General features: G+C 61.0%; 23 protein-coding genes and 3 tRNA genes. 14 read left to right on the forward strand and 12 right to left on the reverse strand.

Translation table 11 applies throughout. The annotated features are described in order from the left end of the window. Nucleotides 1–163: 163 nt before the first annotated feature. Nucleotides 164–511: a DUF1815 family protein gene (locus NW846_RS03670; protein WP_011430058.1), complete on the forward strand. Its 348-nt coding sequence runs from the start codon at nt 164–166 to the stop codon at nt 509–511. Nucleotides 512–629: 118 nt separating this feature from the next. On the opposite strand, the gene NW846_RS03675 is transcribed toward NW846_RS03670, so the two are convergent. After that, nucleotides 630–702 (reverse strand) — tRNA-Glu (locus tag NW846_RS03675). 326 nt (nt 703–1,028) lie between these two features. Here NW846_RS03675 and clpP point away from each other — a divergent pair. The 4 genes from clpP (at nt 1,029) to NW846_RS03695 (ending at nt 4,383) form a co-directional block, all read left to right on the forward strand. Continuing rightward, a complete protein-coding gene (gene clpP / locus NW846_RS03680; protein WP_011430060.1) occupies nt 1,029–1,631 on the forward strand; it encodes an ATP-dependent Clp endopeptidase proteolytic subunit ClpP in 603 nt (200 codons plus the stop codon). 508 nt (nt 1,632–2,139) lie between these two features. Next, nucleotides 2,140–3,564: a form I ribulose bisphosphate carboxylase large subunit gene (locus NW846_RS03685; protein ID WP_011430061.1), complete on the forward strand. Its 1,425-nt coding sequence runs from the start codon at nt 2,140–2,142 to the stop codon at nt 3,562–3,564. 70 nt (nt 3,565–3,634) lie between these two features. Next, the gene (gene rcbX / locus NW846_RS03690; protein ID WP_414346776.1) at nt 3,635–4,042 is read left to right on the forward strand and encodes a RuBisCO chaperone RbcX; all 408 of its coding nucleotides are present in this window, start codon (nt 3,635–3,637) and stop codon (nt 4,040–4,042) included. 8 nt (nt 4,043–4,050) lie between these two features. After that, nucleotides 4,051–4,383 (forward strand): ribulose bisphosphate carboxylase small subunit, encoded by a 333-nt coding sequence (locus tag NW846_RS03695; protein ID WP_011430063.1) that lies wholly within the window; start codon nt 4,051–4,053, stop codon nt 4,381–4,383. Nucleotides 4,384–4,640: 257 nt separating this feature from the next. Here the strand turns inward: NW846_RS03695 and NW846_RS03700 are convergent, their stop codons facing one another. The 3 genes from NW846_RS03700 to NW846_RS03710 form a co-directional block, all read right to left on the reverse strand. Then, complete coding sequence (locus NW846_RS03700; RefSeq protein ID WP_414346779.1) at nt 4,641–5,399, reverse strand: DUF92 domain-containing protein; 759 nt, start codon at nt 5,397–5,399, stop codon at nt 4,641–4,643. Nucleotides 5,400–5,447: 48 nt separating this feature from the next. After that, nucleotides 5,448–5,538 (reverse strand) — tRNA-Ser (locus tag NW846_RS03705). A 106-nt stretch (nt 5,539–5,644) separates the two neighbouring features. After that, nucleotides 5,645–6,151: a hypothetical protein gene (locus NW846_RS03710; protein ID WP_414346781.1), complete on the reverse strand. Its 507-nt coding sequence runs from the start codon at nt 6,149–6,151 to the stop codon at nt 5,645–5,647. 573 nt (nt 6,152–6,724) lie between these two features. Here NW846_RS03710 and NW846_RS03715 point away from each other — a divergent pair. Further along, entirely contained in the window at nt 6,725–7,702 is a 978-nt protein-coding gene (locus tag NW846_RS03715; RefSeq protein ID WP_011430067.1) for a PhoH family protein, read from the forward strand. Further along, nucleotides 7,699–8,424 carry an HAD-IA family hydrolase gene (locus tag NW846_RS03720; protein WP_414346783.1) on the forward strand — a complete coding sequence of 242 codons (726 nt, stop codon included), beginning with the start codon at nt 7,699–7,701 and terminating at the stop codon, nt 8,422–8,424. The genes NW846_RS03715 and NW846_RS03720 overlap by 4 nt, the downstream gene beginning before the upstream one ends. Here the strand turns inward: NW846_RS03720 and NW846_RS03725 are convergent. From NW846_RS03725 to NW846_RS03735, 3 genes are read right to left on the reverse strand one after another with little or no spacing between them, the layout of a single operon-like run. After that, nucleotides 8,402–9,190 (reverse strand): alpha/beta fold hydrolase, encoded by a 789-nt coding sequence (locus NW846_RS03725; protein WP_414515327.1) that lies wholly within the window; start codon nt 9,188–9,190, stop codon nt 8,402–8,404. The two genes, NW846_RS03720 and NW846_RS03725, sit on opposite strands and share 23 nt — an antisense overlap. After that, nucleotides 9,178–9,921 carry a lysophospholipid acyltransferase family protein gene (locus NW846_RS03730; protein ID WP_414346787.1) on the reverse strand — a complete coding sequence of 248 codons (744 nt, stop codon included), beginning with the start codon at nt 9,919–9,921 and terminating at the stop codon, nt 9,178–9,180. Before NW846_RS03730 ends, NW846_RS03725 begins: the two co-directional genes overlap by 13 nt. A gap of 11 nt (nt 9,922–9,932) precedes the next feature. Continuing rightward, the gene (locus NW846_RS03735) at nt 9,933–11,066 is read right to left on the reverse strand and encodes a cob(I)yrinic acid a,c-diamide adenosyltransferase (RefSeq protein WP_011430071.1); all 1,134 of its coding nucleotides are present in this window, start codon (nt 11,064–11,066) and stop codon (nt 9,933–9,935) included. A 180-nt stretch (nt 11,067–11,246) separates the two neighbouring features. Here NW846_RS03735 and NW846_RS03740 point away from each other — a divergent pair, with 180 nt between their 5' ends. Both NW846_RS03740 and NW846_RS03745 read left to right on the forward strand, forming a co-directional pair. Next, nucleotides 11,247–12,191: a PLP-dependent cysteine synthase family protein gene (locus NW846_RS03740; RefSeq protein ID WP_228375467.1), complete on the forward strand. Its 945-nt coding sequence runs from the start codon at nt 11,247–11,249 to the stop codon at nt 12,189–12,191. A 74-nt stretch (nt 12,192–12,265) separates the two neighbouring features. Next, nucleotides 12,266–12,346 (forward strand) — tRNA-Leu (locus NW846_RS03745). 72 nt (nt 12,347–12,418) lie between these two features. Here the strand turns inward: NW846_RS03745 and NW846_RS03750 are convergent. Next, complete coding sequence (locus NW846_RS03750) at nt 12,419–12,910, reverse strand: pentapeptide repeat-containing protein (protein ID WP_011430073.1); 492 nt, start codon at nt 12,908–12,910, stop codon at nt 12,419–12,421. Between the two features lie 682 nt (nt 12,911–13,592). On the opposite strand from NW846_RS03750, the gene lptB reads away from it, so the two are divergent. Beyond that, on the forward strand, nt 13,593–14,321 hold the full coding sequence (gene lptB / locus NW846_RS03755) for an LPS export ABC transporter ATP-binding protein (RefSeq protein WP_011430074.1): 729 nt from the start codon (nt 13,593–13,595) through the stop codon (nt 14,319–14,321). Nucleotides 14,322–14,333: 12 nt separating this feature from the next. On the opposite strand, the gene NW846_RS03760 is transcribed toward lptB, so the two are convergent. Beyond that, nucleotides 14,334–15,797: a pyruvate kinase gene (locus NW846_RS03760; protein WP_414346790.1), complete on the reverse strand. Its 1,464-nt coding sequence runs from the start codon at nt 15,795–15,797 to the stop codon at nt 14,334–14,336. Between the two features lie 255 nt (nt 15,798–16,052). Here NW846_RS03760 and NW846_RS03765 point away from each other — a divergent pair, with 255 nt between their 5' ends. Further along, nucleotides 16,053–17,174, forward strand: coding sequence for an LptF/LptG family permease (locus NW846_RS03765; RefSeq protein WP_414346792.1), 1,122 nt, complete (start codon nt 16,053–16,055; stop codon nt 17,172–17,174). A 5-nt stretch (nt 17,175–17,179) separates the two neighbouring features. Here NW846_RS03765 and NW846_RS03770 read toward each other — a convergent pair whose 3' ends face one another. Together NW846_RS03770 and NW846_RS03775 are read right to left on the reverse strand one after the other, a co-directional pair. Beyond that, complete coding sequence (locus NW846_RS03770) at nt 17,180–18,175, reverse strand: phosphate ABC transporter substrate-binding protein (protein ID WP_414409612.1); 996 nt, start codon at nt 18,173–18,175, stop codon at nt 17,180–17,182. A 58-nt stretch (nt 18,176–18,233) separates the two neighbouring features. Continuing rightward, nucleotides 18,234–20,285, reverse strand: a complete 2,052-nt coding sequence (locus tag NW846_RS03775; RefSeq protein ID WP_414346586.1) for a ribonuclease catalytic domain-containing protein — start codon at nt 20,283–20,285, stop codon at nt 18,234–18,236. Between the two features lie 379 nt (nt 20,286–20,664). Between NW846_RS03775 and NW846_RS03780 the strand changes: the two genes are divergently transcribed. Both NW846_RS03780 and NW846_RS03785 read left to right on the forward strand, forming a co-directional pair. Beyond that, nucleotides 20,665–21,297: a response regulator transcription factor gene (locus NW846_RS03780; RefSeq protein WP_099812190.1), complete on the forward strand. Its 633-nt coding sequence runs from the start codon at nt 20,665–20,667 to the stop codon at nt 21,295–21,297. A 199-nt stretch (nt 21,298–21,496) separates the two neighbouring features. Then, on the forward strand, nt 21,497–22,705 hold the full coding sequence (locus tag NW846_RS03785; RefSeq protein WP_414346581.1) for a Coenzyme F420 hydrogenase/dehydrogenase, beta subunit C-terminal domain: 1,209 nt from the start codon (nt 21,497–21,499) through the stop codon (nt 22,703–22,705). A 22-nt stretch (nt 22,706–22,727) separates the two neighbouring features. Here the strand turns inward: NW846_RS03785 and NW846_RS03790 are convergent, their stop codons facing one another. After that, complete coding sequence (locus tag NW846_RS03790; protein ID WP_011430081.1) at nt 22,728–23,924, reverse strand: aspartate aminotransferase; 1,197 nt, start codon at nt 23,922–23,924, stop codon at nt 22,728–22,730. Between the two features lie 165 nt (nt 23,925–24,089). Between NW846_RS03790 and der the strand changes: the two genes are divergently transcribed. Continuing rightward, nucleotides 24,090–25,469, forward strand: coding sequence for a ribosome biogenesis GTPase Der (gene der / locus NW846_RS03795; protein ID WP_011430082.1), 1,380 nt, complete (start codon nt 24,090–24,092; stop codon nt 25,467–25,469). The last annotated feature ends 26 nt before the right edge of the window (nt 25,470–25,495 follow it).

A 25,495-nucleotide genomic window follows, 5' to 3' on the forward strand; every position in this document is an offset into this window, starting at 1 on the left:
ATGCTATTTGGCCTTCAGTAGTCTTGCTTAGTCTCTGGAGAGATGCTAAACGGATCCCTTTCTTGAGGATTTGTCGATCGTTATGCTAGATATGACTCTAAGTGACTAGGCATAAATTACTAGAACGCGCCCCGATGGGCCAACTCGCTATGGGAGGAGTGTGATGTTCGCACGGTTGGCGGAACAATACCGCAGCTACGTTCAAGACCTGGTGATGAGTTTGCAGGCTCTGGCCATTGTTTTGGAGAAGCGGGGCTACCCGGCTTCTTGCTACACCTGCGGCACCTCATTTGAGAGCGCCTCCTTCATGGTCAGCTTACGGGAGGGGCACTTGATTCGCTTTTTGGTTTCCGAATGCTCCATCAGTTGGACGGAGATGCGGGATGACCGGGAGCTAATGAAGTTAGAAGGGGCAGAAGCCATTCGCCAACTCCAGGATCTGGCAGAGCTGATCAAAGACGATCTGGTTGCTGCTGCCGCGCCGGCAGAAGCTCTAGCTGCCAGCAGTTGATTCCCATGCAGTTGGATGAGAAGCCTAGCCTACGGCCCTTTGGGCCTAGCCGAAGCTAAGCTAGACTCAAGGCGCCTCCCGAGCACCTTCCCCCTCCAACACTTGTCACCGGCCTTCATACCCCCAAGGGGATTCGAACCCCTGTCGCATCCGTGAAAGGGATGTGTCCTAGGCCTCTAGACGATGGGGGCATCCCAGAAATGACGCGATTCTGATTGTAAAGAGAGAGGTGTAATTTTGTCAACTTAAACTTATGTCCTCTCCTAGTCGGCGTCTCCCGAGTCCCGTTCTGCCAAGTTCAGGATCAAAATCCCCAGCAGAGCCAGGCCCAGCAAGCCGGCAATCACGAGGGGTTCATCCGGGATCACATCCATGCTAGGCCTCAAGCTGTCAACTTTACAGGCTGCTGGCTCCGAGCAACGCAGCACAGCCTCAGGGCGGCAAACCGTCCTAGGCGGAGCAGCCGTCCAGTGGCTTACACTACACTAAAAAGTAACAACCCATCGCTTGGACTGGCATGATTCCCACCGTTATTGAGCAATCTGCACGCGGCGAGCGCGCCTTTGATATCTACTCGCGTCTATTGCGGGATCGGATCATCTTCTTGGGCACCCAGGTGGACGACGACATTGCCAACCTGATCGTGGCCCAGATGCTCTACCTGGAATCTGAAGACCCCGAGAAAGATATTTACCTCTACATCAACTCTCCCGGCGGCTCCGTCTATGCCGGTATGGCCATCTACGACACCATGCAGCACATTCAGCCGGATGTCTCCACCATCTGCATTGGCTTGGCCGCCAGCATGGGAGCCTTTTTGCTGGCAGGAGGTGCCAAAGGCAAACGCATTGCCCTTCCCCACGCCCGCATCATGATTCACCAACCCCTCGGTGGAGCCCAGGGGCCAGCCACCGATATCGAGATTCAGGCTAAAGAGATCCTCTTTATCAAAAACAGTCTCAACAGCCTGCTGGCCTACCACACTGGCCAGCCCCTGGAGCGCATCGAGCGCGATACCGACCGCGACAACTTTATGACTCCAGAGCAGGCCAAAGAATACGGCCTCATCGACCAGGTGATCACCAGGAGACCCCAACCATCCTTGGCCGCCGTTTCTTAGCCCCTCTGGCCGCTGCAGACAAACCCACCCAGCTCCCTTCTCAAGGGAGCTTTTGCCTTTTCCAGGGATCCCACCCAGGGATATTAAGAAAGCCAAAGAAATCTATATTTTCGGCGCCAACCAAGGGGGCTTACTTTAATCAAACTAATCGAACTCATAAAGAAAGTAACGATCAGCCTGTCTTTGCGGATGATAGCTTAGGATTAAACCAATGTAGGCTTGTGTTTGTCAAAGTTCTAGCCTAGACAGTGTATAGAAATCTCGCCACTGGATTTCCAAAATCCAGGCGGTTGAGGCTAGCGATTGGCAGCGCTTGAAAAGGAGGGTTTAGGACTTTACATCCGCTTGGATGAAGACTGTCTCGAAGCCCAAGTAGGGCCTCACAGTTGTGAGGCGAGTTCATTCACGAAAACTCGGTGGTCTGTGGTTTTGGCCCTGAGTTTTGCCTCTTGATTGCATCCGTGAATGGCATTTTCTGGTTTTGTGATTCGTTTAGAGGGAGATCAACGTGGCCTACTCAGCAACCCAAACCAAAAAGGGCTATCAAGCCGGCGTAAAGGATTACCGACTCACGTATTACACGCCCGATTACACGCCCAAGGATACCGACGTCTTGGCCTGTTTCCGGGTTACTCCTCAGCCGGGCGTTCCCCCCGAAGAGGCCGGGGCGGCTGTGGCGGCTGAATCTTCGACCGGCACCTGGACAACCGTGTGGACGGATCTGCTCACCGACTTGGATCGGTACAAGGGCCGCTGCTACGACATCGAGCCGGTCCCGGGCGAAGAGAATCAATATTTCTGCTTCGTCGCCTACCCGCTGGATCTGTTCGAGGAAGGCTCGGTCACCAACATGCTCACCTCGATTGTAGGCAACGTCTTTGGCTTCAAAGCCTTGAAAGCGTTGCGGCTGGAGGATGTGCGGATCCCGGTGGCCTACCTGAAGACCTTCCAGGGCCCTCCCCACGGCATTCAGGTGGAGCGGGACAAGTTGAACAAGTACGGCCGTCCGCTGCTGGGCTGCACCATCAAGCCCAAGCTGGGCCTTTCCGCCAAAAACTACGGACGGGCCGTGTACGAGGCGCTGCGGGGCGGGTTGGACTTCACCAAAGACGACGAAAACATCAACTCCCAGCCCTTCCAGCGCTGGCGGGATCGCTACCTCTTTGTGATGGAGGCTGTCCACAAGGCGCAGGCAGAGACTGGCGAGATCAAGGGGCACTACCTGAACGTGACGGCGCCCACCTGTGAGGAGATGTTCAAGCGGGCGGAGTTTGCCAAGGAGATCGGTGCCCCCATCATCATGCACGATTACCTGACTGCCGGATTTACCGCCAACACCAGCTTGGCCAAGTGGTGCCGCGACAACGGCATCCTGCTGCACATTCACCGCGCCATGCATGCCGTGATTGACCGCCAGAAAAACCACGGCATCCACTTCCGGGTGCTGGCCAAGTGCTTGCGCATGTCCGGCGGCGACCACCTGCATGCCGGTACGGTGGTGGGCAAGTTGGAGGGCGACCGCGCCATCACCATGGGCTTTGTGGATCTCATGCGGGAAAACTACGTGGAGGCCGACCGCTCCCGCGGCATTTTCTTCACCCAAGATTGGGCCTCCATGCCTGGGGTGATGCCGGTGGCCTCCGGTGGCATTCACGTCTGGCACATGCCGGCGCTGGTGGAGATCTTCGGCGACGACGCGGTGCTGCAGTTTGGTGGCGGAACCCTGGGACACCCCTGGGGGAACGCGCCAGGCGCCACTGCCAACCGGGTGGCCCTAGAAGCCTGTATCCAGGCCCGCAATGAGGGTCGGGATCTGGCCCGTGAGGGCAACGAGATCATCCGCGAAGCGGCCAAGTGGTCGCCGGAACTGGCGGCTGCCTGCGAGCTGTGGAAGGAGATCAAGTTCGAGTTCAAGCCCGTCGATACGCTCTAGAGATCTGCCGGGGGCAAGGGATCCCCAGAGTTCTCTTGCCCCGCTGCTTCGGCTTACCCCTGGACTGGCCATGGATCTGAAACAGATCGCCAAAGATACGGCCAAAACCTTGATCAGCTACCTGACCTATCAGGCAATGCGCACGGTGCTGGCCCAACTGAGCGAGACGGATCCTCCCAGGGCCCTGTGGCTGCAGCAGTTCTCGGCTCGGCAAAACCTTCAGGAGGGGGAAACCTACCTGCGGGCTTTGCTGGCAGAGTGTCCTGACCTGGCCTATCGCATCATGACCGTTCGCGAGCACATTGCGGCGGAGGTGGTGGACTACTTGCCGGAGATGGCCAAGACCGGCATCCAGCAAGCCAACATGGAACACCGCCGTAGCCACCTGGAACGGCTTACCTCAGCAGCGGGATCCCCGCTGGCCACGCACCCGGAAGCGGGATCCCCTCTTCAGAACCCTACACCTGAAACGGAGTAACTTCAGTCATGCAAACCTTGCCGAAAGAGCGCCGCTACGAAACTTTTTCCTACTTGCCTCCGATGACGGATCTGCAGATCCTCAAGCAGGTGCAGTACATCTTGGATCAAGGCTACATTCCTGCCATCGAATTCAACGAGTCTTCGCAGCCCACCGACCACTACTGGACGCTGTGGAAATTGCCCCTGTTCAGCGCCACTTCTCCCCAGGAGGTGCTGACCGAGGTACAGGCCTGCCGCAGCGCCTACCCCAATTGCTTCATCCGTGTGGTGGGTTTCGACAACATTAAGCAGTGCCAGGTGCTCAGCTTCTTGGTTTACAAGCCCAGCGGCCTGCGCTAGGAGAGGTCCAGAGCAATCGGTCTAGTTCCCAGCCAATCGGCGCAGAGGGAGAGCTTCTCCCTCTTTATTTATTTCTTGCTTTGCATAGCCATTCCCAATGGCAACGGCGCCATTCTCAATCTCAAAAATACAGTCATTTCAAACAGCAACGAAACGGTTCTTTGCCTCGTTATTGCTACGCAACGCTCTAACTCCCCTCTCCCAGAGGGAGAAGGGCTGGGGGTGAGGGCAGCGGCGCGGAGCGCTTGGGCATCTTTTTAGGATCCGATCCCCAAAAGCGCCCCCAGACCCACTGCTAAAAGAGCTGCTAGGGTCGTTTGAATGCCGTTCACCACTTCATTGCTCATCCAAGCCAAGCGAGGCTGCAACACCACCCCCATCCAGCTTTCTGCCAAAGTGGCCAGGATCCCGGCCAGCCAGCAGATTCCCAACCATAGGAAATTCCCTCCCACCCATTCTCCGCCAATGCCCCAGGCCAAGGCGGCCATCCCTCCTGCTGCCGCCACCCCCGCCAGGGATCCCTCCAGGCTGACGGCTCCCTCAGTGCCTGCTGGCACCGGCTGCAAGGTGGTGATCAAAAAGGTCTGACGTCCGTAGGCTTTTCCCACCTCGCTGCTGACGGTATCGGCCAACTTGGCGGCGAAGCTGGCGCTATACCCCAACCACCAGAGGGGATGGGCAAAAAGCGCATATCCCACCGCACAGGCAGCTCCCGTCAGGGCAGATCCCCAGACATTTTCCGGCCCTCGCGCCCCCTCTCGCTTTTCGGCGATCCCCTGGGCCTGCTTGCGGCGGATCCCCAGCTTGGTTACGGCGGTGCCGACTAAAAAATAGGCGGCTACGACCAGGTAACCCCGCCCTCCCAGGCCCCCCCACACCAACAGGCCCAGCAGGCCCGCGTGGAGAACCCCAGCTCGCGTCAGCGCCTTCTGGGGGCTCAGCAGGGCCAGCGCCACCAAGGCCAGATTGAGCCAGAGCGCCACCCCCCACTGACTCAGCAGCCACGCCTGACCCATGGGTGCCCTCCACCACCGGCAAGGGCGGCTAGGAACTGGCCACAACAACGGAGAGGGAGGGATTCGAACCCTCGACGGAGCTTTTGGGCCCCGTAACTTCTTAGCAGGAAGCCGCTTTCGACCACTCAGCCACCTCTCCAGAGCGGCAGAGACCTCAGCAAGCTGGGATCCAGCCGCCGGTTCACCTATTGTAGAAGATGGGATCCCACCCGGCAACTGTTCTCGAGCGGGATCCCTGCTGCAGCTCAGTTCACCACCTGCACATAGATATCGAAGCTGCCGCTGTTGTCGCCGTAGCTGCCCTTGGCGTCATTGACGTTGAAGGCGATATCCAAGTTGGGATCCAGATCCACCTCTTGCGGCTGCTCCGGCGAGGATTCCCAGACCTGCCGGGCCACCAACCGGGCGTTGGGCTGGAACAGCACCAGGCCGTAGCGGCAAAGACCGGGGTAGCGCCACTCCGAAGGCGTGGGGATCCCTTTGCCGAGAGGAGAGCGGATGCTGGTGGAGAAAGAAAAGCCATAGCGCCAAGCCACATTTTTCACAAAAAAGCGAATGCAGCTGGCCCGCAGCGGCTGCCCCTGCCAGTGCAGGATGTTGCCCGGTTCTTGGTTGACCCGCAGGCCGTAAAAGGCGATCCAGCCCTGCAAGTTCTCCTCTTGGGGTTGGGTGCCCTCGATCGCTGCGGCTTGGCTCCAGTCTAAGTCGCTGCCATCGCAGGTAATCTCTGGCGGGACTTGCGTCAAATCCATTTGTGGCAGCCCTGACGTAGCGGGTGTAGCCGATTGAGTAAACATCTATCTCTCCTTTTCTTCAAAATGACTCCAGAAGTGAGAAGCTGTAAAGAGCTTACAGGGATCCCAAAAATGAGCCGGGGAAAGGTTTTAAAGACAAACCTATTCCTCTCCCTGCTGCTGGATGGAGAATCTCAGATGAACTGTGACATCGGGGCTGAGAACCTCAGGCTCTTCCTCGATCGGGCAAGAGATTAAGGTCTCAAGCTCTTTGTAATAGGTCAACTTTACTTGATGGATGGCGGCTATTCCCAGAGAAATAGACCTTTGCAATACTTTTTTAGGGAACCATAGGAATCTGTTAATTCCCCAAGACTTGATTGCCAACCAAGGCCGAAACCCAGATCCTTACTCAGCGCAGATCTTCTGGGACCTCGTATTCCAAAACACATTAATTTGTGCAATGCCCCTGTTAAGCACTCTTGCGCTCGTTTGGTCTCTGCAGCAGCTTTCCGCAACCCGGAGCGCTTTGACAACCGTTTTTGATAAGATCACCATTGCAAGTCTCGCGGGGTGCCCGGCGCCCACGGCATGCACGACACTTCTGCCGCCACCGATCTGGAGATCATCTCTTTGTCAAGCCCTCGGCAGGCCATGTCCTTGGCGGGCATTCAGGAGGCCAACCTGAAGTGGATCAGTCGCTCCAGTGGTGCCTCTGTAACGCTGCGCGGACAAGACCTGTACCTGAAAGGCACCCCTCAGCAGCGGCAGCAGGTGCGGCAGTGGCTAGAATTGCTGAAGCCGCTTTGGCAAACTGGACACCCTGTCACGGTGATTGATGCGGAGCAAGCTTTTCGCGCCCTCTCCGGCCAGGAGGCTACGGCCTATCAGCAAGCGCAAGCAGGTGTGTTGGCCCGCACCCGTAAGGGAGAGTTGATCCGGCCCAAGACACCCCGCCAACAGGAGTACGTGCAAGCCATTCGCACCCACGATCTCTGCTTCGGCATCGGGCCGGCAGGCACCGGGAAAACCTATCTGGCTGCCGTTGTGGCCATCACAGCCCTGCAAAACCGCGAGTACGAGCGTTTGATCCTGACGCGACCAGCGGTAGAGGCAGGGGAGAAGCTGGGCTTCTTGCCAGGGGATCTGGTGGAAAAGGTAGATCCCTATCTGCGGCCTCTCTACGATGCCCTGTTCGAGTTTATCGACCCGGCCAAGCTGCCCCAGCTTATGGCCCAGGGAGTCATCGAGGTGGTGCCGCTGGCCTACATGCGGGGGCGTACCCTCAGCAACGCTTTCATCATCTTGGACGAGGCCCAAAACACCACCCCGGAGCAGATGAAGATGGCCCTCACGCGGCTGGGCTTCCGCTCCCGCATGGTGGTTACCGGGGATCTCACCCAAACGGATCTGGGCAAGCATCGCCTGTCGGGCCTGGCGGCTGCAGAGCGCATCCTGGCGGGGGTAGAGGGGGTTGCCTTTTGCTACTTTGACCAGCGGGATGTGGTACGCCACCCCCTGGTGCAGCGGATTGTGGATGCCTACGCCCGCTACGAGAGCCAGCAGTGAGACCGAGGGTAATCTTCTTCGATGCCGTGGGCACGCTGTTTCGGGTGCGGGGCAGCGTCGGCCAGGCCTACAGCCAGGTGGCAGCAGCGTATGGAGTGGCGGTGGATCCGCAGGGGTTGGATCGCGCCTTTGCCCAAGCTTTTGCCAGCGCTCCGCCGCCAGCCTGTGCCGGTCTTCTGGGATCCGCCCTCCAGGAATGGGAGCGGGCCTGGTGGCGCCAGGTGGTGCGCCAGACCTTTGCGGGGGTGGGATCCCTGGCTGCTTTTGGGGAGGAACGGTTTGAGGCGTTTTTTGCCCGCCTTTTCGGGTATTTTGCCACGTCGGATCCCTGGGAGCTCTATCCCGAGACGCTGCCGGTTCTGCAGGTTCTGCAACAGGAAGGGATCCGGCTGGGGGTGATCTCCAATTTCGACAGCCGCCTGCCCAGGGTGCTGCAGGCGCTGGGGCTAGGGGGCTATTTTTCCAGCCTTACTCTCTCTACCCAGGTGGGCTATGCCAAGCCCGATCCCCGCATCTTCCAAGCTGCCCTGGCGGCCCAGGGGATCCCGCCCGCCGCTGCCTGGCACATCGGCGACAGCCGCCGCGAAGACTATCAAGGGGCCAAGGCAGCAGGCTTGAGGGCCCTTTGGCTGGATCGAGAAGGACAAGATCCCTCCTGCCAAGAGCGAATCGAAAACTTGGGGGGATCCCTCTCCCTGCTCAATGCGCTGGAGCGGAATTAAGCAGTAGCGGGGCAAAAACCCCATCGGGCTTGAGCAAGTAGCGCCGCAGGTTCATCTGCCGCTCCAGAAGGCAGGCATGGCCGCTCAAAGGCGAGATCTCCACCTGGGCCTGGGGCAGTCGCTCCGCCAGACGCTGCACCTCCTGCACCGAGGGCAGGAGGCGATCCCGCCCCCCCGCCACCAGCAACGTCGGCAGGGTCATCGACTCCAGGGGCAGCTCCTCCACGACAAACGATCCCAGCAAGGCTAGACGATGGGCAACCACTTCCGGAGAAACGCTGTGCACGGCCTGGCGCAGCCGCTCCCGATCCGGCGGCTCCATTTGGCCCAGCTCCGCCAAAAATCCCAGCCCCCGCTCCGCCATCTGGTGGTAGAGCGCCGGCGGCAAAAAAGGCAGGAGAACATGACCTGCCCACCACCAGGGCCGGCGCCGCAGCGACGAGGCCGGATTAACCAGAATCAGGCCGCGACAGCGCTCCGGCTGCTGGGCAGCCACAGCCAGGGCTAGGCAAGCTCCGAAGGACTCGCCACACAGGTAGGCTCCCTCCTCCAGTTGGGATCCCACCCAATCGGCCAAGCTCTCCCAGCTATGCCCCGCTTCGGGATGGTTTAAGCTCAGAGGGCGGACGCGAAACTCGGCTTGCAGAGCCTGCGCCTGCCGGTAAAACAGTTTGCCCGTGCCATCCATACCCGGCAAATAGAGCAGCAGGGGCCGCTTCTGGCGGCTTGGACTAGAGGCGGTGGGCTTGCTTTTCAATCTTTCCATCTCCTTGTCAACCCCAAGCGCACCTGTTCGCGGGCGGCTGCCGTTAACTCCCGAATGAGCTGCAGCCGCTCCTGGCGGCAGGTATAGCGCCTTGCTCCCCTCACCCAAAGAGGGGATCCCACTCGAACCACCACCTGACGGTAGATCACCACCGGATGCCCCCCCGGCCGCTGAAACCTGGGCTCCGTGGGATCAAACCAGCGGAAAAAAGCCATGGGAATATCCATCGCCCGCCACTCTTCCTGCGCCCACACGGCCACCGGCAGGATCGGCAGGGGATCCACGCCAGCAGCCAAGGCCAGATGGGCAAAGCCCGGCTGAAACCAGCCCAGCTCTTGGGGCGAGGTCTCGCGAGTAATCTGCTCCGCCCCTTCCGGGAAGATCCCCACCCCTCCGCCTGCCGCCAGAGTGGCCTGCGCCTGGCGAAAAAAGGCAAGCTGCGGCCCTGATCCCTGCTGGAGGGGGATACAACCCAGGGCCAAGGCAACCTCCCGCAAGAGGGGCACTTGCGATAGGTAGTAGTGGCAGGCAAAACGAATCGGTCGATCCAGCCCAGCAATCAGCACCGGCGCATCCAAAAAGCTGCGATGGTTGCTCACCACCAGCAGGGGGCCCTGGGGAACCCGCTCCTTGCCCTCCACCCACACCTCCGTCTGGAAAAGGCCAAGCAAGACCTGCGCCAGCGCCCTCGCGTCGGGGAACCCGCTTTGCTGCAGGAGTTGATCCAGCATCGCCACCCTGCTCAATAGTCCACCCCGCGCCGCAGATCGGCCCCCTGTTCGGCATAATGCTTGTGGCTCACCATTTCCGAATGGACAGAGGCCAGCTCAAAGTAGGGCAAAGGCGCATGGCAGCGCCCTGTGATGATGATCTCCGTATCGCGTGGCTTGCGCAGCAAAGCCTCAACAATCGGCTCCACATCCAATAGCTCCAGATCCACCGTTGGGTTGAGCTCGTCCAGAATAATGGTCTTGTAAAGCCCAGAGGCGATGGCCGCCCGTGCCAGCTCCCAGCCCCGCTCCGCCTCCACGTAGTCGATTTCCTGCTGCTTGCCCCGCCAAACGATGGCGTCGCGGCCGCAGCGCTGGTGATCTACTAGATCGGGATAGCTCTCTCGCAAAGCCCGAATGGCCGCATCTTCTGTGTAGCCCGTTCCCCCCTTTAGCCACTGCATAATCAGGACGCGGTGGGAGAGATCTTTGCTGATGCCGCGCCCAATGGCCTGCAGAGCCCGGCCCAGAGCGCTGGTGGACTTGCCCTTGCCGTTGCCGGTATAGATCTCGATGCCGCTGAGGAGGGGCTGGCCGTCCTGGGGATCCGCCGCCCGCCGCACGCTGCGCATTTCCGAGTGCAAATCTGCTAGGTCGATAATTTCCTTAGGGGCGCCCCGTCCGGTGATGATGACCTCCATCTCCTCTGGCTTTTGCTTGAGGGTGCTGACGACCTCGTCCACAGGCAGCAGGCCCAGATCCAGCACCGGGTTCAGCTCGTCCAGCACCACCACCGAGTAAAACCCCGACGCCAGCGCCCCCTTGGCCACATCCCAGCCGCGGCGGGCCTCTTGGCGGTCAAACTTAGTGATCTCGTCGGGGCCGAAGAACTCCCCTCGCCCCGTGCGCAGTTGATCGATAAGGTGGGGGAAGCCGCGCTGCAGAGCGGCAATCGCGGCATCCTCGGCATAGGTGCGGCCCGGCCCCTTGAGAAACCGCACCAGCAACACCCGGCTGGGGGCCGAGTTTTCAATCCCCAGCCCAATGGAACGCAGCACAACCCCTAGCGCCGCCTGCGACTTGCCCTTGCCCTCGCCGTCGTAAACATGGATCTGGCCTCGCCGGCGGTCAAATTGTTGCGCGGTTACAATGCCGATTTCTGCCATGCCCCTCCGCATCACGCCGCTGTCCAGAACTCGTGCTTCCCTACCCCCATCTTAGAGTCTAGCCAGAGGTTTTCGGGGAAGCGCGGAGAGGGCCAGAAAAAGCCGGCAAGAGCCGATAAACAGCGGGATAAGATGAGCAATGGTTGTCCAGCCCAGTGCTTATCTAGCGAGGGATCCCCCTTGTATCCAACCGTGTTTTCTTCTCGCCCCTTGCCCCCTGCGGTCGATAGCCCCATCGAGCTGGTGGGACGGACGCCGCTCATTCGCCTGCGGCGGGTCACCGCCGACCTGCCGCCGTCGGTGCGAGTGTATGGCAAAGCAGAGTGGTACAACCCCGGCGGCTCGGTCAAGGATCGCCCGGCCCTGAATATGATCCGCGCTGGCGAACGCGAGGGCAAGCTTACGCCTGGCAAGATCATCCTGGATGCCACCAGCGGCAACACCGGCATCGCCTACGCCTGGATCGGGGCAGCTTTGGGGTACAAGGTGAAGCTGGCCCTGCCGGCCAACGCCAGCCCAGAGCGCAAGAAGATCCTCGCCGCCTACGGGGTGGAGGTAGTGCTCACGGATCCGGCCCTCGGCTCCGATGGGGCCATCGAGAAAGCCCGCGCCCTCTATGCCGAAAACCCGGATCTCTACTTCTATCCCGACCAGTACAGCAACCCCGCCAACTGGCAGGCCCACTACGAGACCACGGGGGTAGAAATCTGGGAGCAAACCCAGGGACAGGTCACCCACTTCGTAACCGGGTTAGGCACCAGCGGCACCTGCATGGGGGTGGGGCGGCGCTTGCGGGAGTACCGCTCCGATATCCAGATCATTGCCATGCAGCCGGACTCCCCCTTCCACGGCCTTGAAGGCCTCAAGCACATGGCCACTGCTCTCAAGCCCGAGATTTACGATCCCACCCTGCCCGACCAGCACATCGAGATCTCCACCGAAGCAGCCCAGAAAATGGTCAAGCGTTTGGCCTTGGAGGAAGGCTTGTTGGTGGGCATCTCTGCCGGAGCCAATGTGGTGGCGGCTCTACAGGTGGCCTGTCAGCTCTCCTCCGGCGTGGTGGTGACCATCTTGTGCGACGGGGCCGATAAGTATCTCTCAGAGCGGTTTTGGACAGAAGATTAAACTAGCCCGTACCGCAATGGCCCCTCCTCTTAACAGCCCCGCCCTTTTGCCGCTATGATGGTTAAACCTGGAATGCGGATGTGGCGGAACTGGTATACGCGCACGTTTGAGGGGCGTGTGGCTTTGCCATGCGAGTTCGAGTCTCGCCATCCGCACTGGGCCCTCACCCCCAGCCCCTCTCCCAAGGAGGAGAGGGGAAGCGGGCAGTGGTCAACCAGCCGATTGCACTATTCCCGAACGGCGCCCTGAAGGCGTGTGCCCCAGGTGCGGGCAAAGCTCAGGTCAGTCCCGGTCAGATTGGCATCGCGCAGATCGGCCCCCCGCAAGTCGGCGCCGTACAGGGAGGCAGAAGAGAGATCGGCACCCCGCAAATCAGCACCCCGCAAGTCCGCTCCCTCCAGGTAGGCACCGCTGAGATCGGCGCCACGCAACTGGGCGCGCCGCAGATTGGCTCCCACCAAGTAGGACTGGCTGAGATCGGCGCCAGTGAGGATGGTGCGCTCCAGGTTGGCCTCGATCAGGTCGGCACCCTGGAGGTTAGCCTCTGCCAGATCCAGGTTGCTCAGCTCAAGGGATCCCAGCCGGCAATTGGGACAGGTTCTGGAGGCCAGCAGGTAGCGCAGGAAGCAGGCGTTGGGGGTTGTGGCGGCGGCATTGGAAGCGACGGCTGTCGTGGCCAGCAGGGCCAAAATGGCGGAAGCTTTGAGATGAAAGTTCATGGTAACCGAGCCTCACAAAAAGTTGACTGAGACAATCCGGCAGAGCGGGGTTGTTTTGCGTTGGTCACATGATAGTGGCATCTGCCGGCTTCGGCCACTGCACAGATCTGCCTGGTTTTGTGGATCGACAGACGCTCCCAAGGTGTGATGACGTTGTGGCCTTATCGCCCCAGAGCTTGTGGGCTATCGCCGGGCGGGGGAGGATCTTTCAGCAGCGGATCCACCCAATGCCAAGACAGTTGCCCCAGTCCCAGCAAAACCGAAAGTATCGCCGAGGCAGCCAAGACGCAATCCTAGCGGGTTGCCAGCCGAGAAGGATGGCTCGGCTGGCGTTTCCTCCGGCCGGGCCGGGCAACGGGCAAGCTTTCCCAGGGGGGGAGAAGGCGACAACGCAGGAAGCAACCGCAGCGGCGACAGCGACGATCGGAGTCGAGGTTGAGCCAATGGCAAGCTGGACAGCGGAGCATGGGAAAGGCCAGGGATCCCATCCGGGGGCAGCGCGAGCAGTTGCGGCATCCGGCAACCGTATCTGAAGATCTTCCCAATTCCCATGCAGGTGGTCAATTCTGCTCGTCCCCCTCTAGATCAGGGGTCGAGTTCGGGGCAGCCTTGGGAGAGAAGCCTCTGTGGAACTAGCCCTCCAGAATCAGTCAGCATCGAACAGCAACCCTGTGCCGATCCTATGCAGATTCGACTGGAAAACATCTGTAAGCGTTATGGCCGCCGTGAGGTGGTGAGCGACGTCAGCTTGCACATTCAGCAGGGAGAAGTTGTGGGGCTGCTGGGGCCCAATGGGGCGGGGAAAACCACCACCTTCTACATCATGACCGGCCTGATCCAGCCCAACCGAGGCCATGTCTGGCTGGATGACCAGGACATCACCCATCTGCCGATGCATCGCCGGGCCCGCTTGGGGATCGGCTACTTGGCTCAGGAGCCGAGCATCTTTCGTCGCCTCAGCATTCAAGACAACCTGCTGCTGATCATGGAGCAGACGGGGGTGCCTCGCCGCCTCTGGCAGCAGCGGCTCAACCACCTGCTGGAGGAGTTTCGCATTGCCCATGTGGCCCACAGTTTGGGTTTGCAGGTGTCGGGGGGAGAACGGCGCCGCGCCGAGATCGCCCGCGCCCTGGCAGCCGGGATCCACGGGCCAAAATTCCTGCTGCTGGATGAGCCCTTCGCGGGGGTGGATCCCATTGCGGTGGCGGATATTCAAGAGGTGGTGGCCAAGCTCAAGCAGCGGGGCATCGGTGTTTTGATTACCGACCACAACGTGCGGGAGACGCTGGAGATTACCGACCGGGCCTATATTCTCAACGACGGCGCCATCCTGGCCAAGGGCACACCAGCGGAGCTGGCGGCGGATCCCTTGGTGCGCAAGTATTACCTGGGGGAGAAGTTCCGTCTTTGATGCCGCTCCATCTCATCGCCAGGAGTACAAAGCTCGCAGGCGTTGGCTTTTTTTGTGCTGGTGGGCCTGCATGCGGGCCAGCAGCTCGTCCAGCAGGGCAACCGCCTCCAGGAGATAGGGGCCCTTATTGAGCATGACGCACTCGGCCCGGGCCGACATCACCGCATCGGAAAGCTCAGGCCGGGAGGGCAGGCCCTCCTTGGTGAGCTGATCCAGCACCTGGGTGGCCCAGACCACCGGCACATGGGCGGCCTCACAGATCCACAGCAGCTCCTCCTGGATCTCGCCCAGGCGCAGCCAGCCAATCTCCACGGCCAGATCTCCCCGGGCAATCATCACCCCCAGGGGCCGGCAGCCGTCGACGGCCGCGATCAGAGTGGGCAGGTTTTGCACCGCTCGCTGCGTTTCAATCTTGAGGATCAAGCCCAGATCGGGCCGGGCCTGGCGCCGCTCCAGCTCAGAAAACAGCAACTGCAAATCCGCCGGCTGCTGGACAAAGGAATAGCCCACCAGGTCGGCATGCCGCACCACGAAGTCCAGGTCTTGGCGATCTTTCTCGGTGAGGGGCTGGATCGAGAGCTGGCTGTCGGGAAAGTTGAGGCCTTTTTCCTCCCGCAGCTTCTTGCCCTGCGGGGCGACTTTGTCCACCTCCAGCACCACCCCTGCCGGCTCGATCCCCACTACACGAGCGCCGATTTTGCCGTCGTCGATCCAAACAGTTGCCCCCACCTTGAGGTGGGCCAAGATCTCCGGCAGGGTGCAAGCCACCTGGCAGCAGATGTCAGAGTCGACCGGCGGAATGGCTGCCGTGAGCAGGATGCGATCCCCACCGTACACCTTGGCTTTGCCGGGTGGCATGGCCACCGGGCCAGTGCGGATCTTAGGGCCGGCCAGGTCGAACAAAATCTTGCAGCGCCGTTGGGTCTGGGCTTCGGCCTGGCGCAAGTGGGCCACCATTTTTTCCCACACCGAGGGATCGTCGTGGGCGCAGTTAATGCGGGCCACGTTCATGCCCCGTTGTAACAGTTGCAGCAGCAGCTCGGGCTGCTCGGCGGCTTCGCCGGGCAAGGTCACCATGATGCGGGCACGGCGGTGGGGAGAAGGAGGGCCAAAAAGAGCCTCGGTGTGCTGCTCTAGGGCCATATCCCCGGCGTAAAACGCTTCATAGCTAGGTCCCTTGTGGCTCAGCCCTTGAGCGGCGGCCAAAATGGCGATCACCGCATCCAAGCTTTCCAAAACCCGCGATTCACAGCGTCCCAGCGACGACAGCCCCAGGGCGGCCAATTCTAACTGCAGGTCGCGCAGATCGTGTTGGCGCAGCGCCAAATACCGAGCTAGGTTCTCGAGAGCGGGGGAGGGGTTGCAGGGGCTGCCCCAGGCGGTCAAGTACTTCTGGGATCCCTCCACAACTTGCTGTCGCAGCTCCAGGAGCTGCTCTAGCAAACGCTTAGGCGAAGAGGGGGAAGAGGAAGCCATGCTGAAAGCTATCTCAAGACAAACAAGCCCAACGCCCGGCCCAAGCCCGCCTTGGGTCGATCATAGGCAAGTTAGGGTGAAAAAGGGAGGCGATTAACCTTTTGTTGGCCAGCGTTCCGGTCTAGAGTCGTTAACAGCCTTCGGGTTGTCCTGACTGCTACTTCCCTTGGTTTTGTGAAACTTCATTCTCCCCCTACTCCTCCTTCAATCAAGCAGTCTTGCAACAGGCTCTCCATCGTTTGCGCGGTGGGCCTGATGGATCGCTACATCATCTCCGAGATGCTCCTGCCCTTTTTCTTTGGGGTGGGAGCGTTCACCACCCTGGTGATGGCAGTGGGATCCCTGTTTGAGCTGGTGCGGCTAGTGGTAGAGGCGGGGCTGTCCCTTTCAGCAGCGTTGCAAGTGTTTGTGTTGCGGGCGCCGGGGATCATCGTCCTGACGTTCCCCATGTCGATGTTGCTGGCGACGTTGCTGGCCTATGGGCGCCTGTCTGCTGATAACGAGATCACTGCCCTGCGTGGCTGCGGCGTGAGCCTCTATCGTCTGGTGGTGCCGGCCCTCCTTCTCAGCCTCTTGGTGACGACGTTAACGTTTCTCTTCAACGAGCTGGTGGTGCCGGTGAGCAACCGCCAGGCGGCCCTGACTCTAAACCGCGCTTTGAACCGAAGTCCAGAGTTCCGCCGCGAGAACATCCTCTACCAAGAGTTCGGCGAGATCCTCGCGCCCGAGCCAGACGGCACTTTTTCCCGCCGGCAAGGGCTAACCCGTCAGTTCTATGCCCGCAGCTTCGATGGCCAGCAGATGCGCGGCGTGATCGTGCTGGATCTTTCCAACGAGGCTCTCAGCCAGATCCTGCTGGCGCAGCAGGGGCGCTGGGATCCCCGGGAGAACCTCTGGGTGTTTGAGGAGGGCACCACCTACATCGTTTCGCCCGACGGCACCTACAGCAACATCGCCACCTTTGCCCGCCAGGAGCTGCGTCTGTCGCGGGCGCCGCTGGATTTGGCCCAGGAGGTTCGCAGCCCCGAGGAGATGAACATTCCAGAGCTGCGCCGCTACATTGAGGTTCTTGCCAGCTCAGGGGATCTGCAGCGGGTACGCCGCCTCCAGGTCAACCTTAGCCAGAAGTACGCCATCCCCTTTGCCTGTCTGGCCTTCACCCTGATCGGGGCCCCGCTGGGCCTACGACCCCAGCGCACCAGTTCTTCTTTGGGCTTGGGCCTCAGCGTGCTGATTATCTTTGCCTACTACGTGCTCCTGTTTGTCAGCCAGGCGCTGGGGCAGATCGGGACGCTGGGGCCAGAGGTGGCAGCTTGGCTGCCCAACTTCGTCTGCCTAGGCATAGGGGGGGCCTTGCTCTACCGCGCCAACCGCTAGGCTGGCTAGCGCAGCGGGATAAACTCGGTGCGGCCAATGATCTGTTGGCCTTGATCCGAGAGGGCGTAGTTAATGAAGTCAGCCACCACGGGGCTGGTCTTTCGCGGCACCACCAAGAACACGTTGCGGGCCAGCGGGTAGCGGCCACTTTGAATGGCCTCGCGGGTGGGCATCTGGCCGTCGATGGGCACCATCCTCACCGTTTGCTGGTTCTGCACTTGATCCACGGTGCTGTAGGTGATGCCGTCTTCCCCCAGCGCCCGCAGGAGAGGAGTGGTGACATCTTCGGTGGCGGTGGTGAAGTAAGGAGGGTTGTCGGGGGCAAAGGGCAGCCCCAGCAACACCAGCTCTTGGAAAACGCTGTAGGTGCCACTCCGGGGAGCGCGGTTGAGGACACGAATCCGCCGATCCGGACCGCCCACCTGGCTCCAGTTGGTAATCCGACCCTGGAAGATATCGGCCAATTGCTGCAGCGTCAGGCCGCCCTTGTAGGGGTTGTTGACCCCCACCGCCACCGCCAGCGCATCCTTGGCCACTGGGATGGCCTGCAAACCCGCCTGCACCTCCGTGGCGTTGAGGGGGCGGGAGCTGGCAGCAAGCTGGATGCGGCCCTCCATCAGCGCCTTAAGGCCAGCATTGGAGCCGTTGGGCTTGCCATCCGGGATCCCGTAGGTAATGGGGATGCTGGGGTTGCGCTGGCTGTAGCCAGACTTCAAGGCCAAGACGATGCGGACCATCGTGACGCTGCCATCCATCTGCAGCACCGCCGGGTTGGGCAGGGAAGTGTCCAGGTTAACGGAGCTGGCAGGGGGATTGGGGGCCTGTGCCTGGGGAAGGTTGGGTGCCGCTGGGGCTTGCGGCTGAGCAGTCGGGCTCCCAGAGGTGCGGCTAAGCCAGGAGCTGAGCAAGCCTGAACGATGGGCATACCAGCCGCCCCCTCCCAAGATGGCAATCAGGAGAATATAGACAATCGGCGGCGGACCAGAAGGTCGTGTGGCCATGGAACTCCTCCTGGGGAACGGGGATAACCCTCCTCTGTTGTATCAGCTACCCCCCTCTTTAGGGAGCAAAGTCTCTTACCTCCCGCAACTCAATCACATCGGCACGGGGATCTGCTTGGAGGACCTCCAACTCAATCCAGGCCCCCAGCGGCACCTGCCGCTCCAAGCGCACCGGCACGCGAAAGGCAATTTCATCCAGCATGGCCATCACCAGGTTCTCCTCCTCGCGCAGATAGCCCAGAACCAATGCCCGCCAAGTCTGCCCTGGTCGCTGGCGCAGGTACTCAATGCTCCAGTAGCGCTTGGACTTGCGCTCCACCTGAGCGGCCTCGGCCGTGCCTGGCTCAATGCCTAGCAACACCTGCTGTACCTCGGCTTCTGTCAAGGGCAGGGGATCCCCGTGCAAAAAGGCCTTGATCTGGTAGTGCGCCACCAGATCCAGGTAGCGGCGAATTGGGGAAGTTACCTGGCAGTAGGCATCAAGGCCCAGGCCCGCGTGCCGCTCGGGTTGCGTGGCCACCTCTGCCCGCGACAGACACCGCATGATGGCAAAGGACCTGACCGGCCCCTGGGGGTACAGCTCCAAAACTTCCGGCGGGGGCAGTTCGGGAGCAGGCTGCAGGCGGTAGGGCACTGGGATCCCATGCTGGCGGGCAAAGCGAGCGGCTACCTCGCCGGCCAGCACCATCATTTCCGCCACCATCTGCCGCGCCGGCGTATCCTCAATAACGCGCAGGTGGGGGATCTCGTCGATGACCTTGATGTCCTGCTCCGGCAGGCCAATGGGGATCGCCCCTTGCCCAAGTCGCCAGGTGTAGCGCCAGCGGGCTGCCCGAGCAATGGCTGTCAGCTGCGGCTCTGCCCCCAACTCCAGCATCTCGTCGGCATCGTCGTAGGTGAGGCGGTAGTTTACCTGGATTTGGCTAAGGCAAATTTCGTAGTCGCGCACCGCCCCGTCGCCTCCCAGGCGAATGCCAAAGCTAAGGGCAGGCCGCACCTCCCCCTGCACCAAACTCATAGGACCAGTGGACAGCTCTGGCGGGAACATCGGGATCACCCGCTCTGGCAGGTAGACACTGGTACCCCGCCGGCGGGCCTCTAGATCTAGAGGATCCCCCCACTGCACCCAACAACTGGGATCGGCAATGTGGATCCAGAGCTTCGCCTCGTCCTCCGACCAAAACTCGACGCTGAGGGCATCGTCGATGTCGCGAGTGCTGGCGTCGTCAATGGTGTAGGTGTGAAGATGAGTGAGATCCCGACGCCGATGGGACTCCAGGAAGGGAGGGGGGCCGCCCAGCAAAGTTTGGGTGTAGCGCTCCACCTCTTTGGGGAACTGGGTGGGGATCCCCGTAAGGCGCAGGGCCAGGTTCTCGTGGCGGCTCCACAGGCCCAGGGCTACCAGGGCGTCAAAGGCTCCTTGAGGAGTGTCGGGAAATCCCATCAGTTGCAGCAGTTGCGAGACCCGCTCCCGATCCGAGGGGGTGAGGTTGTGGGAGAGATCCTCGTGGCTGCGAATGCTGGCCGCCGCTCCCTGCAAAGCTAGGCGCTCCAGCACCTCCAGACGAGCTCGTTCCGCTGGGCTCCAAGTGTACTTTTGCCCAGGCTGGGCCACCGCTGCCTTTAGGCGGGCCTCAAACTCGGCCTGTTCCTGCTGCCGCTGCTGGGTAACGGCAATTTGATGGAGAATTTCCTTCACCTGAGCCGGAGTACGCGGCTCGTAGCCTTCCCCCTTTGCCTTAAAGTAGACGTAATCCTCGCTCAAAAGACGGTAGGCAGCATAGGTGGAGACCGGGGAATCGTCGGAAAACAACAACTGGGCCATCTCCGACAGGCTCAGGGGCCGACGCTCCTCCTGAACCAATTCCCAGGCCAAAGCCAAACTTTCGGGATCCAACTTTGCCTGCACCGCCTGCCAAAAGCCCGGGATATCGGACACCGTAAAGCTGGAATTGCCGTTCAAGGCAAACGTAATTTGGCGAGGGTGAACGCTGTGCACCTGCCCCGAAGCCACGCCCAGCAGCAGGTTCTTTTTGCCCTCGGTGCCCTCAACTACTGCCAGTACCCGCTCGTTGTTGTGGCGAAACTCGACCAGCGTGCCCTTTTCCACCCTCTTTCCCCATGTAGGTTGCCGCCAGAATTGTATTTTCTCCTGGCTCTACTTCTCCTGCCCATGGGGAAAACCCGACAAGCCAAACCAGCCCCAGAGGGCGAGCGCTTGCCAGCGGGAGGATCCCAAGGCAGGGCGGAGGCAGTTGCCGAGCCGGCCAGAGGAGGTACCCGGCCTCTTCGTGTTTCTTTGGATATGCCGCCACCTCCGTCTGTATGTGATACCTTTTATCCAGGTTTAGGGGAAACTGACGAACCGGCTAGAGGTTGGCAGGTTTTTTCTTGGCGCCACCTCGGCTGTAGATTTGCCGATTTGTCCAGAGGTTTGCTAAGCGGGCTATCCTTTTTCCTTGGGCTTTCTTGCAGCAAAGGGATGAGCAGTGGACAACCCAAAGCGATTGTTGCTGATTGACGACGATCCAAACCTGATCCTTCTGGTGAAGGATTACCTGGAGTTTCGCGGCTACGAGGTGGTTGCGGCGAGCAATGGCCTGGAAGGGTTAGAGGCGATGCGCCACTTTACTCCGGATTTGATCATCTGCGATGTGATGATGCCGGAGATGGATGGCTACACGTTTGTCCAGACCATTCGCTCCAACAGCGCGACGGACTGGATTCCGGTGATCTTTTTGTCAGCCCGCGGGCAAACGGCAGATCGGGTGCGCGGCCTCAACACGGGGGCAGATGTTTACCTGGTCAAGCCCTTTGAGCCGGAAGAGCTGGTGGCTCAGGTGGAGTCCGTCCTCAAGCACACCGAGCGCCTGTTGCAAATGCAGAATGCGGGCATTCAGCCGGTCATCAAGTTAGATCGGGAAATCGAGCTCACCCCTACGGAAGCCAAGGTGATCCAGTATGTGGCCAGGGGCATGTCCAACCGCGAGATTGCCGAGGTGATGGGAGTGAGCCAGCGCACCGTCGAAAGCCATGTCAGCAACATGCTGAGCAAAACCGGCCTGCACAACCGCACCGAACTGGCCCGCTGGGCCCTCGAAAGTGGTTTGGGCAGAGGCTGAGGGGGCCTTTGTTGCATCGCCGCTTGCCGACAAAAGGGCAACTCAGGGGATCTGGCTTTTCCTCTCTGTCTGGGGGCAACTCTGGAGGGGCGGGCGAGCGTTGGGCAGGATTGGGGATCTTTCAACTCCTCTGCCCGCCGTCTGCGGTTTTGGCGGCAAACTGAAGAAGGTACCCCGCCACGGCTACGGTTTAGACCTTATGGGATCCCGTTTACCGCGTCCGGCCCGGCCCATCCGCTCCGGCCACTACCCGGCCAAGGAGCTGTGCAGCCAGTGCGGCCTCTGCGATACCCGCTACGTCGCCCACGTCAAGGAAGCCTGTGCCTTTTTGAACCAGCAGTTCACCCGCCTAGAAGAGCAAACCCACGGGCGATCGCGGGAATCGCTGCGCTCCAAATCGGATGCCGTCAGCGACAGCGACTACTTCGGCGTCTACGAGGGAATGTACACGGCCCGCCGGCGGGATCCGATCCCGGGTGCCCAGTGGACGGGCATCGTCAGCAGCATCGGCATGAAGGCCCTCAGCAGCGGCCTAGTAGAAGGGGTGGTGTGCGTGCAGGCGGATCCCCGGGATCGCTTTCAGCCACGGCCTGTCTTGGCGCGTACCCCAGAAGCGGTCTTGGCGGCGCGGGTCAACAAGCCAACGCTATCGCCCAATCTCTCCGTGCTGGAGCAGGTGGAGCAAAGCGGCCTCAAGCGCTTGCTGGTGATCGGGGTGGGCTGCCAGATCCAGGCTTTGCGGGCGGTGGAGAAAAACTTGGGCCTGGAGAAGCTCTATGTGTTGGGCACGCCCTGCGTAGACAACGTCAGCCGCGCCGGGCTGCAAAAGTTTCTTGAAACCACCAGCCGCTCCCCGCAAACGGTGGTGCACTACGAGTTCATGCAGGACTTCCACGTCCACTTCAAGCACGAAGACGGCTCGGTGGAAAAGGTGCCTTTTTTTGGCCTCAAAACCAAAGAACTAAAAGACGTGTTTGCCCCCTCTTGCCTTACCTGTTTTGACTACGTCAACAGCCTGGCCGATCTGGTGGTGGGCTATATGGGATCCCCCTTTGGCTGGCAATGGCTGCTGGTGCGCAATGCGCGCGGGCGGGAGCTCTTGGATCTGGTTTGGGAAGAGCTGGAAACCCAGCCGGTGATCTCGCGGGGCTCGCGGCGGGCGGCGGTGCAACAGGGGATCCAAGCCTACGAGCAGGCCCTGAGCTTGCCCATGTGGCTGGCCCAGCTCCTGGCGGTGGCCATCCAGCGCTTTGGGCCGCGCGGACTAGAATATGCCCGCTTTTCCATCGACTCCCACTTTGTCCGCAACTATCTCTACGTCCGCCGCCACTATCCCCACAAGCTGGAGCAGCATGTGCCTCCTTTTGCCCGGCGCATCGTGGAGCAATACCAACTCCCCTCTCCCTAGGGGAGAGGGCCAACCCTAGAGCTCAGCAATAGCGGATCCCGGCTTCTGCCCAGCGGTCGATGGCCTGGCCCAGGCGTTCGCAATCGGCAATCAGGCTGATCCGCACGTAGCCTTCTCCCCCTTCCCCAAAGGCGTTGCCGGGAGTCACCACCACCCCGGTGGACTCCAAAACCCGCAGGGCAAACTCCGTCGATCCCTCGGGCGTGCCGTCGGCGGTGCGGGGGGTCGGGATCCAGAGGTACATCGTCGCCCGCGGCGGCTCGATCTGCCAGCCCAACTCCGCCAGGCGGGCAATGAGATAGTCGCGCCGGCGGCGGTAGCGCTCCTGCACCTGCTGTAGGTAGCTATCTGGCAAGGCCAAAGCGGTCTCGGCCGCCTTTTGCAGGGCGCCAAAAATGCCGTAGTCGAGGTTGGTTTTCAGGGTGCGCAGGCTCTGGATAATCTGGCGGTTGCCCACCACAAAGCCTACCCGCCAACCGGCCATGTTGTAGGTTTTGGAGAGGGTGTGGAACTCCACGGCCAAGTCCTTGGCGCCAGGGATCTGCAGCAGGCTGGTGGGCCGGTAGCCGTCAAAGGCCAGCTCGGCATAGCACAGGTCGTGCACCAGGAGGAGGTCGTAGCGGCAAGCAAACGCCACCACTGCTTCAAAAAAGGAGCGGGTCGCCACCGCTGTTGTCGGGTTGTTGGGGTAGTTAAAGTAGAGCAGCCGCGCTTGCTTAGCCACCTCCGGCGGGATCTCCTGCAGGTCAATGAGCCACCCTTTTTCCGGACGCAGCAGCAGTGGGTAGATCTGGCCGCCGGCAATCAGGGGACCGCGAAAATGGGGCGGGTAGGCAGGGCTAGGCACCAGCACCAGATCCCCTGGATCCACGTAGGCCAGGGCCAGGTGGGTCAGGCCCTCTTTGGATCCCAATAGAGGCAGCACCTCGCCATTGGGATCCAGCTCCACCCCGTAGCGGCGCCAATACCACTCGGCAATTGCCTGGCGAAAGCTAGCCGTGCCCTCGAAGGGTGGGTAGCCGTGGTGAGCGGGATCGGCAATGGCGGCCTGGGCCGCCTCCACCACCGGCTGGGGGGTGGGGCCATCGGGGTTGCCCATGCCCAGATCGATCAAATCCAACCCCTGCTGGCGGGCGCGGGCCTTCAGCTCATCCAAGCGGGCAAAGACATAGGCAGGCAGTTTGTTCAGCCGCTGGGCAGGGGCGAGGGCACGGTTCATAGCAAGGAGGGGAAACGAGTGCAGCCGGTGTCTGATGGGAGGTTAGCTACCTAACTTACCGCCAGAGCTGCCTTCAGGGCAATGATTGAGATCAGCGGGTTTGGGCATCTGGGATCCCAAAGGCTAGGATAGAAGTCTGGGTTCGGCTTTTTGGCAAGCGGAGCAGTGGCTTTACCCCTTGTAGCCGTTGTGGGTCGCCCCAACGTGGGCAAATCCAGCCTCGTCAACCGCCTGGCGGGGGTGCGCTCGGCCATTGTCCACGACGAGCCGGGCATCACGCGGGATCGCCTCTACCAAGAGGTGGAGTGGAACGGGCGCCGCCTGCGGGTGGTGGATACCGGCGGCCTGGTCTTCGGCGACGACAGCGAGTTTTTGCCCCACATCCGTCAGCAGGCCATGGCGGCGATGGCCGAGGCCCACGCTGTAATCTTTGTGGTGGATGGCCGCGAGGGGCTGACCCCTGCTGACAAAGAATTGGCCGATTGGCTGCGCAGACAACCCCTGCCGGTGGTGGTGGCCGTCAACAAGTGCGAGTCGGGGCAACTGGGCCTGGCGCAGGCGGCGGCTTTTTGGGAGTTGGGGCTGGGGGAGCCGATCCCTTGTTCTGCCGTCCACGGCAATGGGGTAGCCGAGCTGTTGGAGGCGGTGCTGCCTCACTTGCCCGAAGTGGCCCAAGAAGCCGCAGATGAGCCGGATCCCATCGCCGTGGCCATTGTAGGGCGGCCCAACGTAGGCAAGTCCAGCCTGCTCAACCGCCTGGTGGGATCCGAGCGGGCCATTGTCAGCCCCATTGCTGGCACCACCCGCGATGCCGTTGACACCCTGGTGGAGTGGGAGGGGCAGAGCTATCGTCTCATCGACACGGCTGGGATCCGCAGAAAAAGCCGGGTGGAATATGGGGTGGAGTTTTTCAGCATTAACCGCGCCTTCAAAGCCATCCAGCGCTCGGACGTGGTGCTGCTGGTCATTGACGCCCTGGAGGGGGTAACCGAGCAGGATCAGCGGTTGGCTGGCCGCATCGAAGAAGAAGGCCGCGCCTGCATCATCGTTGTCAACAAGTGGGACGCGGTGGAAAACAAAGATACTCACACCATTAACGAGTACACCCGCGAGATCCGCGAGCGGCTTTATTTCATTGACTGGGCACCCCTGTTGTTTGTCAGCGCCCTCACGGGGCAGCGCACCCACAAGATCTTTGCCGAGGTCAACACAGCGGTAGCCGCCCATCGCAAGCGCATCGCCACCTCCGTGGTCAATGAAGTTCTCCAGGATGCCCTCGCCTGGCAGTCACCCCCCGCCAACCGCCAGGGCAAGCAGGGCAAAATCTACTACGGCACCCAGGTGGCGGAGCGGCCTCCCACCTTTCTCCTGTTTGTCAACGATCCCGATCTGTTCAAAGAGAACTACCGCCGCTACCTGGAAAAGCACTTCCGGCAAAACCTCGACTTCACCGGTACCCCCATTCGCTTTCGCTGGCGCAGCAAATCCGAGCGCCTGGTGGGACGGGCAGTGCAAAAATTGGAGGGTTCCCTGGCCTCTCGTTAGGCCCTCTGGTGGACGAAGCTCTCTTC

The sequence above is a fragment of the Synechococcus sp. W60.3 genome (assembly GCF_047502615.1).
Classification (GTDB): domain Bacteria; phylum Cyanobacteriota; class Cyanobacteriia; order Thermostichales; family Thermostichaceae; genus Thermostichus.

Coding starts and splice junctions, on each gene's coding strand:
- clpP (WP_011430060.1), top strand. CDS start 1,029: ATGATTCCCACCGTTATTGAGCAATCTGCACGCGGCGAGCGCGCCTTT.
- NW846_RS03715 (WP_011430067.1), top strand. CDS start 6,725: ATGCACGACACTTCTGCCGCCACCGATCTGGAGATCATCTCTTTGTCA.
- NW846_RS03790 (WP_011430081.1), bottom strand. CDS start 23,924: ATGAACCGTGCCCTCGCCCCTGCCCAGCGGCTGAACAAACTGCCTGCC.
- NW846_RS03770 (WP_414409612.1), bottom strand. CDS start 18,175: ATGGCCACACGACCTTCTGGTCCGCCGCCGATTGTCTATATTCTCCTG.
- NW846_RS03735 (WP_011430071.1), bottom strand. CDS start 11,066: ATGGCAGAAATCGGCATTGTAACCGCGCAACAATTTGACCGCCGGCGA.
- rcbX (WP_414346776.1), top strand. CDS start 3,635: ATGGATCTGAAACAGATCGCCAAAGATACGGCCAAAACCTTGATCAGC.
- lptB (WP_011430074.1), top strand. CDS start 13,593: ATGCAGATTCGACTGGAAAACATCTGTAAGCGTTATGGCCGCCGTGAG.
- NW846_RS03785 (WP_414346581.1), top strand. CDS start 21,497: ATGGGATCCCGTTTACCGCGTCCGGCCCGGCCCATCCGCTCCGGCCAC.
- NW846_RS03750 (WP_011430073.1), bottom strand. CDS start 12,910: ATGAACTTTCATCTCAAAGCTTCCGCCATTTTGGCCCTGCTGGCCACG.
- NW846_RS03730 (WP_414346787.1), bottom strand. CDS start 9,921: ATGCTGGATCAACTCCTGCAGCAAAGCGGGTTCCCCGACGCGAGGGCG.
- NW846_RS03695 (WP_011430063.1), top strand. CDS start 4,051: ATGCAAACCTTGCCGAAAGAGCGCCGCTACGAAACTTTTTCCTACTTG.
- NW846_RS03760 (WP_414346790.1), bottom strand. CDS start 15,797: ATGGCTTCCTCTTCCCCCTCTTCGCCTAAGCGTTTGCTAGAGCAGCTC.
- NW846_RS03725 (WP_414515327.1), bottom strand. CDS start 9,190: ATGGAAAGATTGAAAAGCAAGCCCACCGCCTCTAGTCCAAGCCGCCAG.
- NW846_RS03710 (WP_414346781.1), bottom strand. CDS start 6,151: ATGGATTTGACGCAAGTCCCGCCAGAGATTACCTGCGATGGCAGCGAC.
- NW846_RS03670 (WP_011430058.1), top strand. CDS start 164: ATGTTCGCACGGTTGGCGGAACAATACCGCAGCTACGTTCAAGACCTG.
- NW846_RS03700 (WP_414346779.1), bottom strand. CDS start 5,399: ATGGGTCAGGCGTGGCTGCTGAGTCAGTGGGGGGTGGCGCTCTGGCTC.
- NW846_RS03765 (WP_414346792.1), top strand. CDS start 16,053: ATGGATCGCTACATCATCTCCGAGATGCTCCTGCCCTTTTTCTTTGGG.